Origin of the sequence: Streptomyces liliiviolaceus, from assembly GCF_018070025.1 — a bacterium.
Lineage (GTDB): Bacteria > Actinomycetota > Actinomycetes > Streptomycetales > Streptomycetaceae > Streptomyces > Streptomyces liliiviolaceus.
Window position 1 is genome coordinate 2,059,815 of sequence record NZ_JAGPYQ010000002.1, and the last position, 14,057, is coordinate 2,073,871.

Below are 14,057 nucleotides of genomic sequence, written 5' to 3' on the forward strand. Positions count from 1 at the left end.
GCCGGATGCCCCGGACATCCGCCCTGCTCACCGCCCTCGCCCTGGTGGCGTCGGCGGCGGGCGCCGTGGCGGCGGCCCCGCCCGCGCCACGGGCCGAACAGTTCGCCGCGGCCCTCCCCACCGGCTGGGCCACCGTCGTCAACGCGGGCAGCGGCAAGTGCGTCGACGCCCGGGGCGCCGGAACGGCCGACGGCACCGCCGTCCAGCAGTACGCGTGCAACAGCAGCCAGGCCCAGCAGTGGCAGCTGCGCGACACCTCCGACGGACGGGTACGGGTCGACAACCGCGCCGACGCCACCAAGACCTGGGACGTCGCCGACGTGTCGGTCGCCGACGGCGCGGCCGTGCAGCTGTGGACGTACGGCGGCGGGACGAACCAGCAGTGGCAGCCGGTCGCGGACGCGTCCGGGACGACCTATCACTTCGTGAACCGCAACAGCGGCAAGTGCCTCGACGTGCCGAGCGCGTCGACCGCCGACGGCGTCCAGCTCCAGCAGTGGACCTGCAACGGTTCCGCGGCCCAGTCCTTCCGCGTCGATCCCGTGGACGTCCAACAGCCGCCCGGCACACCGGACCTGGGCCCGAACGTCACCGTGTTCGACCCGTCCACCCCGGCCGCCACGATCCAGAACAGCCTGAACGCGGCCTTCGCCCAGCAGGAGACCAACCAGTTCGGCACGGCCCGCAAGGCCTTCCTCTTCAAGCCGGGCACCTACGACGCGAACGCCAACGTCGGCTTCTACACCCAGGTCGCGGGGCTCGGCCTCTCCCCCGACGACGTCACCATCCGGGGCGCGGTGCACGCCGAGGCCGACTGGTTCCAGGGCAACGCCACCCAGAACTTCTGGCGTTCGGCGGAGAACCTGTCGGTGACACCGACCTCGGGCACCGACCGCTGGGCCGTCTCGCAGGCGGCCCCGTACCGGCGGATGCATCTGCGCGGCAACCTCCAGCTCGACGACGGCGGCTGGTCGAGCGGCGGCTACATGGCCGACACGAAGATCGACGGGCAGGTCAGGTCGGGCTCGCAGCAGCAGTGGCTGTCACGGAACACCGAGTGGTCGAGCTGGACGGGCTCCAACTGGAACATGGTCTTCGTCGGCGCGCAGAACGCCCCCGCGAACACCTTCCCCAGCCCCCCGTACACCACGGTCGACCGCACGCCCGTCTCCCGCGAGAAGCCCTTCCTGTACGTCGACGCGGCCGGCGCCTACAAGGTGTTCGTCCCCGCCGTGCGCACCGACTCGCGCGGCACCACCTGGGCGGCCGGCACCCCGGCGGGCACCTCGCTGCCCCTGTCGGACTTCTTCGTCGTCAAGCCCGGCGCGACCGCGGCACAACTGAACGGCGCCCTCGCGCAGGGCAAGAACCTGCTGGTCACCCCCGGCGTCTACCACTTGAACCAGACCCTGAAGGTGACCCGCCCCGACACCGTCGTACTGGGTCTCGGCCTCGCCACCTTCATCCCGGACAACGGTGTGACGGCCATGACGGTCGCGGACGTGGACGGCGTCAAGCTCGCCGGGATCCTCTTCGACGCGGGCACCACCAACTCGGCGCAGCTCCTGGAGATGGGCCCGGGCGGCTCGTCCGCCGACCACGGCGCGAACCCCAGCTCCCTGCACGACGTGTTCTTCCGGGTCGGCGGCGCGGCCGTCGGCAAGGCCACCACCAGTCTCACGGTCAACAGCGACGACGTCATCGGCGACCATCTGTGGATCTGGCGCGCGGACCACGGCAACGGCGTCGGCTGGAACACCAACACCGCCGACACGGGGCTCGTGGTCAACGGCGACGACGTCACCATGTACGGCCTGTTCGTCGAGCACTACCAGAAGCACCAGACGATCTGGAACGGCAACGGCGGGCGCACGTACTTCTACCAGAACGAGATGCCCTACGACCCGCCCGACCAGGCGGCCTGGATGAACGGCTCCACACAGGGCTACGCCGCCTACAAGGTCGCCAACTCCGTGACCAGCCATCAGGTGTACGGCTTCGGCAGCTACTGCTACTTCAACGTGAACCCGGCCGTCACCGCCGAACACGCCATCGAGGCACCGAACTCGGCGAGCGTGCGCTTCCGCAGCATGGTGACGGTCTCGCTCGGCGGCACCGGCACGATCCGCCACGTCGTCAACGACCGCGGCGGCCCGTCCAACTCCTCGACCAACGTCGCCAACCTCGTCAGTTACCCGTGACCGCGCGCACCCACCCCAAGTCGACGTACAGGAAGGGGCACATCATGGACGGCATCAGAACGTCCGGACCGGTACGCATCGCCCTGCAGGTGCTCGTCCTGCTGGCGACCCTGCTGGGACTGGCGGCGCCACCCGCCCACGCGGCCCCGAAGGCGGCACCCTTCAAGGTGCTCGCCCTCTACAGCGGTACGTGGGACGCCGCGCACATCAGCTTCACCCGCGAGGCCAACCAGTGGTTCCCCGCCCGCGCCGCCGAGAACGGCTTCACCTATACGGCGAGTACCAACTGGAACCTGCTGTCCAACGGGGGCGTCGACGCGTACCAGGTCGTCCTCTTCCTCGACGACCTGCCGCAGAGCGCCGCCCAGCGGTCCGGCTTCGAGCGGTACATGCGCGCGGGCGGCGGCTGGCTGGGCTTCCACGTCTCCGCCTTCACGACCGAGGCGCAGCAATGGCCCTGGTACCACCAGCAGTTCCTCGGCAGCGGCAATTTCAAGTCGAACACCTGGGGCCCGACGTCGGCCACTCTGCGGGTGGAGGACCGCACCCATCCCTCCACCGGCAACCTGCCCGCCACCTTCGCGTCATCGGTCAACGAGTGGTACAGCTGGTCGAACGACCTACGGCGCAATCCGGACATCAGGATCCTGGCCTCCATCGACCAGAGCAGCTTCCCGGTGGGCACTGATCCGAACCAGACCTGGTACAGCGGTTACTACCCGGTTCTGTGGACCAACACGAAGTACCGGATGCTCTACGCGAACGTCGGTCACAACGCGATGGACTACGCGACGAACACCCCGCTGTCGTCGACCTTCGCCAGTGCCTCCCAGAACCGTTTTCTGCTCGACGGACTGAAGTGGCTCGGTGGCGCAGCGCAACGAGATCAGGACAGGTCGATCGTCCGTTCGTGACCCAACTCCCGCCGTCGTGGGCTAGATTTCGAACGCCCTCGATTCCGGACTCCATCGGAGGGGCGCTCTGAGGAGATTCTGGAGCGGCACATGCACCCCTTGGAAGTATCCAGACAGGCCTCGCCCCTGATGCAGGGCGGGCTCGCGGACAGTCTCTTCGAGACAGCCGAACGCGATCCCTTCCTGCCGCAACTGGCACGCCGCTCCGACACCTCTCCCGCAGCCTGGTCGCAGGTCACCGCGATCGAGCTGCGGGACCAGGTGCTCGACGTGGCACGGGGGTTCATCGCGGCCGGGATCTTCCCGGGCCACCGCGTGGCCGTCATGGCACGCACCCGCTACGAGTGGACCGTTCTCAGCTACGCCCTGTGGACGGTGGGCGCCGAGATCGTCCCGATCTATCCGACCTCCTCGCACGAGCAGGTCGCGTGGATCCTCAAGGACGCGGGCTGCGTCGCCGTGGTGGTGGAGGACGAGCAGGGCATCATGACGGTCGGCTCGGTGTGCGCCACACTGCCGGCCCTGCGGCACGTCTGGCAGCTCGACGCCGGGGCGCTGGCGGACCTGGCCGAGGCGGGCCTGTCGGTGCCGGTCACCACCGTCGAGTCGATGCGCAGGATCGTGCTGCCGGACTCGACGGCCGTCATCGCCTACACCTCGGGCACGACGGGACACCCCAAGGGCTGCGCGCTGAGCCACAGCAGCCTGGCGAGCCCCTGCGACACCCTGCTGGCAGGGTGGGGACACACCGCCGCGCCGCCCGGGCAGCAGCCCGCCGTCCTGGCCTTCCTGCCCTTCTCCCATGTGTACGGCCTCATGATCCAGGGGCTGTGCATGCGCGGCGGGATCCTCATGGGCCATGAGCCCGACCTGCGCGCGGAGACCCTGGCCGAGGCCCTGCTGTCGTTCCGGCCCACCTACCTCTACGCCGTCCCGTACGTCTTCGAGAAGCTGTACAAGAATTTCCTCCGCAAGGCCGAGGAGACGGGCAAGAGCGCCCTGTTCGAGCGTGCCGTGCGGACCGCGCAGGACTTCGCCGCGGCGACCGAGCGGCAGCGGCTGGGCACGGGGCCCGGCCCCGGCCTCGATCTGCGGCTGCAGCACGCCGTCTACGACAAGACGGTGTACCGCAAGCTGCGCGCGGCCCTGGGCGGCCGGGTGTGCGGGGCCGTCTCGGGCGGTTCGCCCCTCAACCGTGAACTGGCCCTGTTCTACTCGGGGATCGGGATCTTCGTCCACGACGGGTACGGGCTCACGGAGACGAGCGGCGGCATCACGGCCCAGCCCGTCGGCCGCGAGAAGTTCGGCACCGTGGGACAGCCGCTGCCCGACACGGAGCTCCATGTGGCCGACGACGGGGAGATCCTCGTCCGGGGGCCCTCGGTCTTCCAGGGCTATGTCAACGACGAGGAGGGCAACCGGGCCGCGCTCCACAACGGCTGGCTGGCCACCGGCGACATCGGACAGCTCGACCACGAGGGCTATCTGAGCATCACGGGCCGCAAGAAGGACATCGTCATCACGAGCGGCGGCAAGAGTGTCGCCCCCGCGGCTCTCGAAGAGCGTCTGCGGGTCCATCCGCTGGTCCACCAGGCGGTCGTCGTGGGTGACAACCGGCCCTGTGTGGGGGCCCTGATCACCCTCGATCCCGAGTACCTGGCCCACTGGCGCTCGATCCACGCCGTGCCGGGCGACGCCCACGACCGCGAACTGCGCGAGGAGCACGCCCTGCGGGAAGAGATCAACCGCGCTGTCGGCGCGGCCAACTCCACCGTGTCGCGCTCGGAGTCCATCCGGGTGTACCGGGTGCTGCCGGAGGCGTTCGACCTGGCCAACGGGCTGCTCACGCCGTCGATGAAGTTGCGCAGGGACGCCATCGCGGAGCGGTACGCGGCCGAGATCGAGGCGATGTACCAGTCGTCGTCGCGCACGCCCCGGGCCCTGCCGCCCGCGCCCACCACCGATCCCTTCAGCTGGGACGAGACGGACAACGTCTTCGGGTGATCCGGCGCCGCCGACTCGTGATCCCATGGACCGTGCCCGCACGGCGAGCCCGGGGAGACACATGCGACGCGTACAGGGTGCCCACTGGCAGCTCCGGGCGGCGACGGCCGCTGCGGTCGCACTGCTGACGTCCACCGCCGCCTGCGGGGGCGCGGACACCGGGGCCGAGGGTGCGGGCGCCGGGGACACCGGCAGCGGCTCCCCCGCCCCGTCGCACGCCCGCTTCGCCGAGGACGTCCCGTGGTCCGACGGCGGCCGCGTGGGCCTGTACTACGCGGCCGGACGCGGCCTCATGGAGCAGCACCAGGACACCGCGGGCGGCCCGTGGAGCACACCCCGACTGGTGTACGCGACCGAGGGCGACGCCTGTCAGAGCATCACGCTCAAGGCCTTCCGTGACACGGTCACGGTGATCGCGAACTGGGGTGCGTACTGCGCGGACGGCGAACCGCCGACGGAGTCGGTCGCGGCGGTCGGTACGCGGAACCTGGCGACCTGGGACACGCGGGTGACCGAGGACTTCGACGGCTGGGAGAAGGCCGCGCCCGTGGCCGGCACCGGAGACCTGCTGTTCACGAGATCGTCCACCGAGTGGCTCACGCGGCTGCGCTGGAGCCCGACAGGCGGCTTCGGCGAGGTCGAGGACATCCGCCGCTAGCACGCTGCCGGCGGGTTGTCCGGCCCGGCCGCGCAGAAATTTGTGTCGTGCGCGCTTCTTGACGCCTCTTGATCGAGCGACTTACTTTCGCAGCGTCGTAGCGATTAAAACGATTCAACTCTCCCTGGCCCCTCAGGGGTCTTCTTTGTGCTGCCCTCCAAGAGTGGACAAGAACCATGAACGACCACACCGCAGTTCCCCGGACGGGGCTCCCCCGCCGTACCGTCCTCGCCGCCGCGGCGGCCACGGCCGCCGCCGCCGGCGTCATCGACTGGGCGGCGCCCGGCAGCGCCTCGGCCGCGACCTCGGCCGCCACCGCGGGAGCCACCGGCTCCTCCTCCCTGCGTTTCGCCGAGCCGGGCCGCGCGGTGCGCCCGAAGTTCCGCTGGTGGTGGCCCGACGGCCTGGTGCAGCCGGACGAGATCAGACGGGAGATCGACCAGATCGCCGACGCGGGCTTCGGCGGCGCCGAGATAGCCGCCGTCCACCACAGCGTCAGCGACACCTCCTCGCTGGACACGGCCCGGCACGGCTGGGGAACCGCCGCCTGGGTCGCGGGAGTCGAGGCCGCGCTGAGCCAGGCCGCCCGGCGCGGACTGACCGTGGACCTCACCGTCGGGCCCAGCTGGCCCGCCGCCGTGCCCGGCATCACCCCCGACAGCGACGCGGCCGTCAAGGAACTCGCCCACGGAGCGGCCACCCTGGCCCCGGGCGCCACGTTCTCGGGACCCGTCCCGAAGCCCGTGCACGAGGCCGCCTCGGGTGTGACCGCGCAGCGGCTGCTCCTGGTGCAGGCGGCCCGGGTGAACACCGCGAACTCCACCCGCAAGGAGACCGGCCTCGACCTGGACTCGGTCCGCGACCTCACCTCCACCGTCAGCGGCGGCTCCCTGGACTGGACCGCGCCCGACGACGGCACCTGGGTCGTGATCTCGTACTGGGTGCGAGGCTCCGGCCAGACCCCGGAGGCCGGACCGCACACCGACCCGCCCGCCTACGTCGTCGACCACTTCAGCGCGGCCGGCACGCGCGCGGTGACCGACTTCTGGGAGAAGCACATCCTGACGAAGTCCGTCCGCCGTCTGCTGAAGGTGTCCGGCGGCGCGCTCTTCGAGGACTCCATCGAGCTGGAGACCGACGGACTGCAGTGGACACCGGGCCTGCCCGACGCGTTCCGCGACCACACCGGCCGCTCCCTGCTGCCGCTGCTGCCCGCCCTGGTCCTGGACAACAGCAACCAGGTGTACGCCTTCGAGGCCGCCGTCACCCGCCAGATCCGGCACGACTTCTGGGAGACGGTCTCCACCCTCTTCAACAAGCACCACGTCACGGCGCTGCGCACCTGGGCCCACTCGCTCGGACTCCAACTGCGGTCCCAGCCCTACGGGTTGCAGACCGACGCCATCGCCTCGGCCGCCGTCCTCGACATCCCCGAGGGCGAGTCGCTGGGCTTCAAGAACCTCGACGACTACCGCTGCCTGGCCGGCGGCCGTGACATGGCCGGCAACACGGTGCTCTCGTGCGAGGCCGGCGCGTACGCGGGCGGCGCGTACAGCACCACCTGGCAGAAGTTCCTGCGCACCATGGGCGGCGCCTATGCCGCCGGGGTCAACCAGACGGTCGTCCACGGCTTCTCCTACGCCGAGTTCCCCGGCGTCAACTGGCCGGGCTACGCGGCCTTCACCCCGTACAAGGGGGTGGCCGGGTACGGCGAGTCCTGGGGTCCCAGGCACCCCACCTGGAAGCACGTCCCGGACGTCGCCGGCTACCTCGGCCGGGTCCACCAGGTGCTGCAGACGGGCAGGGCCAGGGCGGACGTGGCGGTGTTCCGGCAGACCGGCTACACGGCCACCGGTATCGGCGCGTCCTGGTTCACCGCGACGGGCATCACCCTCGGCTGGAGCCACCAGTTCCTCAGCGGCCCGCTGCTCGACCTGCCCTCGGCCGTCGTGCGCAAGGGACGGCTCGCACCGGACGGCCCCGCGTACAAGGCCCTGTTCGTCGAGGGCGACTTCTTCTACGGGTCCACGGTGACGCTCGCCCTGCGCGACGCGCGCGCCCTGTTGCGGTTCAGCCGGGCCGGACTTCCGATCGTGCTGCTCGGCGCCTGGGACACGGTGGTGCCGCCCGGCGTCCCGGACACCGGCGAGAGCGACGAACTGCGCTCCGTGGTCAAGGAGTTGCTGGCCCGGCCGCTGGTCCGCACGGTCACCGACAAGACCCTGGTCGGCGACGCGCTCACCGCGCTCGGAGTGCGGCCCGACGTCACGTACGCGAGTGCCTCGACGCTTCTCAACGCCCACCGGGTGGCCGACGGTGTCGACTACTACTACCTGTGCAACGGCAAGCACGCCGAGACGGTCAAGCCGGCGGTCGGCGCGATCGACCACGAGGTCACTTTGCACCGCACCACGGCCAAGGCTGTGCCGTACCTGCTGGACCCGTGGACCGGGAAGGCGGAGCGCGTCGCCCGGTACACGGAGGACGGCGACTCGGTGACCGTGCGGGTCACGCTCCAGCCCGCGGAGACCCTGATCGTCGCCATCGGGAGGCCGGGGCTCTTCGGCGACCGCAACGGCTCCCGCCCGTACGCCGTCGCCAGCGAGGCCGAGGAGGTGCGCTTCACCGACGCCGGTCTCACCGTGCGGGCCACGGCCGCGGGCACGTACCGGACCTCGCTCTCCAAGGGGCGCGCCGTCAGTGCCACGCTGAAGGACATCCCGGAGCCGAGCGAGCTGACGTCGTGGAAGCTGCGTGTCCAGGACTGGCGTCCGGGTGCCTCGGCCACCCGGACGTTCGTCGTCGAGCACGAGGTGACGCTGGACGCGCTGGTGCCCTGGTCGCAGATCCCCGAACTGGCGGACGTCTCGGGCATCGGCCGCTACCGCACGACCTTCACCCTCGGCCGCGGTTGGACCGGCGGACACCGTGCGCGTCTGGAGCTGGGCTCGGTCACGGACACCTGCCGGGTGACGGTCAACGGCCATCGGCTCGACCCGGTCGATCAGATCCACCCCGTGGTGGACCTGGGCGACCTGCTGGAACGCGGCACGAACACCATCGAGGTCGAGGTGGCCACCCCGCTCGCCAACCGCCTGCGCATCAGCGACCCCGCGGTGTACGGCGGTCTGACCCGGGCGGCGTACGGCCTGCTGGGCCCGGTCCGGCTGGTCCCGTACGGGGAGGCGCGGATCGCCTGATCGGACCATCGGCCGACCGGGGCGCCGCGCCCGCGGCGTCCGGTCGGTCTCTTCGAACGGCAGACCGACGGCCCGCGACCGCCCAGGCGGTGGCGGGCCGAACGGCCGTCGTCACTCGGTCGCCGCGCCCACCAGCGGCTCCTCGGGCGCCGGCGCCGCCACGGCCGGTACCGGCAACTCGCGGGGCGCGTGCCGGGATTCGCGCAGGCTGGGCGCGGGGGTGGTCGGGACCAGCGGGGAGCGTTCCATGGCACGGGCCCGGCGGGAGAACCAGACGATCCGTCCGCCGCTGCCGGTGGCACAGCACCCCCAGCCGTCGCTCAGCGCGGCGACGTGCGCCAGCCAGCCCCGCGTCGCGGCCTCCGGGTGGGACTTCCCGTCGATGTCAGCGATCGCGGTGATGAGGTGCTGGCCGTTCCACCACATCTCCAGCGTGGTGTTCTTGTCCGTCGCGTGCGCGTCGATCGTCCGCAGGAGCAGCTCCGCGCAGTGACAGACGGGCTCGACGAGGTTCTCCAGGTTCCAGTACCGGAGGTGGGCGGCCAGAATGCGCCTGACCCGATCGACCCGCTCCGGACTGACCTCCACGTCGAGGTGGTAGTAGCAGGGGACTACGGTCTTCATCGTCGTTGGCTCCTCACCGGCAACCGGCGAAGCTCTCGCTCCTCCTCGCCCCGGGGCCTGGGCCCTCAGTGCAGAGCGTGAGCAGTGATCGCTTCTGAGTCATTCCCACAGTGCGAGCGGTACTCCATTCGTGCAACCCGAGCGACGGCCCCATGTGGTTGAAGCGACAACAGGACGTTGAGTGGCCGCACGTGCACCATGAGTGAGGGTGTCGGCCGACGTGGTCGGTCGATGTCTCCGCGTGCACGGTCATCACGCACATCCGGGCGAACCGTGCGCATCCGAGGGAATGGAAGGTGACCGGTGAGATGCTGCTGCCTGCCAAGGACGAGGTCGCCAGGCTGCTGGAGCTGTACCGGACCTGGGAACGCATGATGCTCGCGGCCCCCGCCGACCACGGCGCGCGAGGCAAGTTCGAGGACACGGGCTACACGCTCTGCGTCCTCATGGGCAAACGCTGCGCACGCGAGGCGGTGCACGCGGCCGAGCGCTATCTGTCGGCCACTTCGGCCCGGCGCCGCGAACGGGCCGGTCACAGCCCGCCTGTCAGTGCGCTTCCGGGGCATTCCGGCCGGCTCGCGGTGAGCCCCGCGACCTAGGGAAGAGCCCTCCGACCCGTGGGCCTCCACCGACCTGGACCAGGACATCGACGACGGAGATGAATCACATGACCGAGAACCCGGCCGGCGGCCACCTCCCCCCAGTCGGCCGCACGACCGGCGTTCGGATCGGCCGCGTCCCCGTCGTCGACGTCCGTCCGGCCGTCGACCGCGGCAACCGCCCCGCGAAGGCGGTGGTGGGCGAGACCTTCCAGGTCAGCGCCGTCCTGTTCGGTGAGGGCCACGACGTCGTCGCCGCGAACGTCGTCCTGCGCGGCCCCGACGGGCGCACCGGCCCGTGGACTCCGCTGCGGGAACTGGCCCCCGGTACGGACCGCTGGGGCGCCGACGTCACGCCCACGGCGGTGGGCGAGTGGACCTACTGGGTGGAGGCGTGGTCGGACCCGGTGTCCGGCTGGCGGCGGTCGGCCCGCATAAAGATCCCGGCGGGCATCGACGTGGGCCTGGTCCTGGAGGAGGGCGCCGAGTTGTACGAGCGGGCCGCTTCCGGGGTGCCGCGTGACGCCGGCCGAGCGGCGGTCCTGGCCGCCGCGGACGCCCTGCGCGACGATGCCCGGCCCCCGTCCGCCCGTCTCGCCGCCGCCCTGACCCCGGACGTGGACACGGCACTGGCCGCGCACCCCCTGCGGGAGCGGATCACACGGTCGGCCCCGCTCCCCCTGTCGGTGGAACGGGAGCGGGCGTTGTTCGGCTCCTGGTACGAGTTCTTCCCGCGCTCGGAGGGCGCGGTGGTCGAGCCCGGGAAACCGCCGGTCAGCGGTACGTTCAAGACGGCGGCCCGGCGGCTGCCCGCGATCGCCGGCATGGGTTTCGACGTCGTCTATCTGCCGCCGATCCACCCCATCGGGACGACCTTCCGCAAGGGACCCAACAACAACCTCTCGGCGCATCGCGAGGATGTCGGGGTGCCGTGGGCGATCGGCTCACCGGAGGGCGGGCACGACGCGATCCACCCGGATCTCGGCACGATCGACGACTTCGACGACTTCGTACGCACCGCCACCTCTCTCCAACTCGAAGTCGCCCTCGATTTCGCGCTCCAGTGCTCCCCCGACCATCCGTGGGTGGAGAAGCACCCGGAGTGGTTCCAGCACCGGGCGGACGGCACGATCGCCTACGCGGAGAACCCGCCGAAGAAGTACCAGGACATCTATCCGATCGCCTTCGACGAGGACATGCCGGGCCTGGTCGAGGAAACCCTCGGCATTCTGCGGTTCTGGATGGGGCACGGGGTGCGGATCTTCCGCGTGGACAATCCGCATACGAAGCCGGTCATGTTCTGGGAGGAGGTGATCGGGGAGATCAATCGCACCGATCCCGATGTGATCTTCCTGGCCGAGGCGTTCACCCGCCCGGCGATGATGCACACGCTCGGCGCGATCGGCTTCCAGCAGTCCTATACATATTTCACCTGGCGCAACACCAAAGAGGAACTGACCGAATACCTCACCGAACTCTCCGGTGACGCGGCCGCCCATATGCGGCCCAACTTCTTCGTCAACACCCCCGACATCCTCCCGGAGTTCCTTCAGCACGGCGGCCGGCCCGCTTTCGAGATCCGGGCCGTGCTGGCGGCGACTCTCTCGCCCACCTGGGGGATGTACGCGGGATACGAGCTGTGCGAGAACACCGCGGCGAGGGCAGGTACCGAGGACTATCTCGACTCGGAGAAATACCAGCTGCGACCGCGGGACTGGGAATCAGCCGAGCGGGCGGGCACGTCCCTCGCACCGCTCATCGGTTCGCTGAACAGGATCCGGCGGGAACACCCCGCGCTGCGCCGGCTCCGCAACGTCCACTTCCACCAGGCCGACAACGACGCCGTGATCGCGTACAGCAAGCGCGACGGCACGGACACGGTTCTGGTGGTCGTGAACCTCGACCCCCACCACACCCAGGAAGCCACCATCTCGTTGGACATGCCACGACTCGGCCTCGACTGGCACGCGTCGCTGCCGGTACGCGACGAGCTCTCCGGCGAGGTCTACCCCTGGGGCAGGACCAACTACGTACGCCTCACCCCCGGTCACCGGGCCGCGCACGTACTGACCGTCCTGCGACCGTCCTCACCGCCCACCGGAGGGTCACCCACATGATCGTCAACGAACCCGTCCCGGACACCTTCGAGGACACCCCCGCAAAAGACCGGGACCCCGAATGGTTCAAACGCGCCGTCTTCTACGAAGTCCTCGTCCGCTCCTTCCAGGACAGCAACGGCGACGGCATCGGCGACCTCAAAGGCCTCACCGCCAAACTCGACTACCTCCAATGGCTCGGCGTCGACTGCCTGTGGCTGCCCCCCTTCTTCCAGTCCCCCCTCAGGGACGGCGGCTACGACGTCTCCGACTACACCGCCGTCCTGCCCGAATTCGGCGACCTCGCCGACTTCGTCGAATTCGTCGACGCCGCCCACCAGCGCGGCATGCGCGTCATCATCGACTTCGTCATGAACCACACCAGCGACCAGCACCCCTGGTTCCAGGCCTCCCGCAACGACCCCGACGGACCCTACGGCGACTACTACATGTGGGCCGACGACGACCAGCAGTACGCCGACGCCCGCATCATCTTCGTCGACACCGAAGCCTCCAACTGGACCTTCGACCCCATCCGCAAGCAGTACTACTTCCACCGCTTCTTCTCCCACCAGCCCGACCTCAACTTCGAAAACCCCGCCGTCGTCGAGGAAATCGTCTCCGCCCTGCGCTTCTGGCTCGACCTGGGCATCGACGGCTTCCGCCTCGACGCCGTCCCCTACCTCTTCGCCGAAGAGGGCACCGACTGCGAGAACCTCCCCGCCACCCACCAGGTCCTCAAACAGGTCCGCGCCGAGATCGACGCCCACTACCCCGACACCGTCCTGCTCGCCGAGGCCAACCAATGGCCCGAGGACGTCGTCGACTACTTCGGCGACTACACCGCCGGCGGCGACGAATGCCACATGGCCTTCCACTTCCCCGTCATGCCCCGCATCTTCATGGCCGTCCGCCGCGAATCCCGGTATCCGGTGTCGGAGATCCTGGCGAAGACCCCCGCGATCCCCTCCGGCTGCCAGTGGGGCATCTTCCTGCGCAACCACGACGAGCTCACCCTCGAAATGGTCACCGACGAAGAACGCGACTACATGTACGCGGAATACGCCAAAGACCCCCGCATGCGCGCCAACATCGGCATCCGCCGACGCCTCGCCACCCTCCTGGACAACGACCGCAACCAGATCGAACTCTTCACCGCCCTGCTCCTGTCGCTGCCCGGCTCACCGATCCTCTACTACGGCGACGAGATCGGCATGGGCGACAACATCTGGCTCGGCGACCGCGACGCGGTGCGCACCCCCATGCAGTGGACCCCGGACCGCAACGCCGGCTTCTCCTCCTGCGACCCCGGACGCCTCTACCTCCCCACGATCATGGACCCGGTCCACGGCTACCAGGTCACCAACGTCGAAGCCTCCATGAGCAACCCCTCCTCACTGCTCCACTGGACCCGCCGCATGATCGAGATCCGCAAACAGAACCCCGCCTTCGGCCTCGGCTCCTACACCGAACTCCCCTCCTCCAACCCCGCCGTCATCGCCTTCCTGCGCGAATACAAGGACGACCTCGTCCTGTGCGTCCACAACTTCTCCCGCTTCGCCCAACCCACCGAACTCGACCTCCAGACCTTCAACGGACGCCACCCCGTCGAACTCATCGGCGGCGTCCGCTTCCCCGCCATCGGCGAACTCCCCTACCTCCTCACCCTCGCCGGCCACGGCTTCTACTGGTTCCGCCTGCACAAGGACAGCGCCCCGCTCGCCACCAAACGCCGATTGACGGTGTGCTCCTGAAAGGACG

Annotated in this window: 8 protein-coding genes and 1 pseudogene; 8 read left to right on the forward strand and 1 reads right to left on the reverse strand. The window is 69.9% G+C overall.

The features are described 5' to 3' along the window. Window positions 1-5 precede the first annotated feature (5 nt). The 5 genes and pseudogenes from J8N05_RS44305 (at window position 6) to J8N05_RS44325 (ending at window position 8,977) form a co-directional block, all read left to right on the forward strand. On the forward strand, window positions 6-2,201 hold the full coding sequence (locus J8N05_RS44305) for an RICIN domain-containing protein (RefSeq protein ID WP_210893390.1): 2,196 nt from the start codon (window positions 6-8) through the stop codon (window positions 2,199-2,201). 44 nt (window positions 2,202-2,245) lie between these two features. Further along, window positions 2,246-3,076, forward strand: a pseudogene (locus J8N05_RS44310) (ThuA domain-containing protein); the annotation flags it as partial. Window positions 3,077-3,205: 129 nt separating this feature from the next. After that, window positions 3,206-5,119: an AMP-dependent synthetase/ligase gene (locus J8N05_RS44315; protein ID WP_210893393.1), complete on the forward strand. Its 1,914-nt coding sequence runs from the start codon at window positions 3,206-3,208 to the stop codon at window positions 5,117-5,119. Between the two features lie 61 nt (window positions 5,120-5,180). Continuing rightward, entirely contained in the window at window positions 5,181-5,777 is a 597-nt protein-coding gene (locus J8N05_RS44320) for a hypothetical protein (protein WP_210893395.1), read from the forward strand. A 176-nt stretch (window positions 5,778-5,953) separates the two neighbouring features. Then, window positions 5,954-8,977 carry a glycosyl hydrolase gene (locus J8N05_RS44325; RefSeq protein ID WP_210893397.1) on the forward strand — a complete coding sequence of 1,008 codons (3,024 nt, stop codon included), beginning with the start codon at window positions 5,954-5,956 and terminating at the stop codon, window positions 8,975-8,977. Between the two features lie 111 nt (window positions 8,978-9,088). On the opposite strand, the gene J8N05_RS44330 is transcribed toward J8N05_RS44325, so the two are convergent. Continuing rightward, window positions 9,089-9,601, reverse strand: a complete 513-nt coding sequence (locus tag J8N05_RS44330) for a pep a2 (protein ID WP_210893399.1) — start codon at window positions 9,599-9,601, stop codon at window positions 9,089-9,091. A 308-nt stretch (window positions 9,602-9,909) separates the two neighbouring features. On the opposite strand from J8N05_RS44330, the gene J8N05_RS44335 reads away from it, so the two are divergent. The 3 genes from J8N05_RS44335 (at window position 9,910) to treS (ending at window position 14,050) form a co-directional block, all read left to right on the forward strand. Then, window positions 9,910-10,200, forward strand: a complete 291-nt coding sequence (locus J8N05_RS44335) for a DUF5133 domain-containing protein (protein ID WP_210894349.1) — start codon at window positions 9,910-9,912, stop codon at window positions 10,198-10,200. Between the two features lie 68 nt (window positions 10,201-10,268). Next, complete coding sequence (locus J8N05_RS44340; RefSeq protein WP_210893401.1) at window positions 10,269-12,317, forward strand: alpha-1,4-glucan--maltose-1-phosphate maltosyltransferase; 2,049 nt, start codon at window positions 10,269-10,271, stop codon at window positions 12,315-12,317. Beyond that, on the forward strand, window positions 12,314-14,050 hold the full coding sequence (gene treS, locus J8N05_RS44345; RefSeq protein ID WP_210893403.1) for a maltose alpha-D-glucosyltransferase: 1,737 nt from the start codon (window positions 12,314-12,316) through the stop codon (window positions 14,048-14,050). Before J8N05_RS44340 ends, treS begins: the two co-directional genes overlap by 4 nt. Window positions 14,051-14,057: the final 7 nt, after the last annotated feature.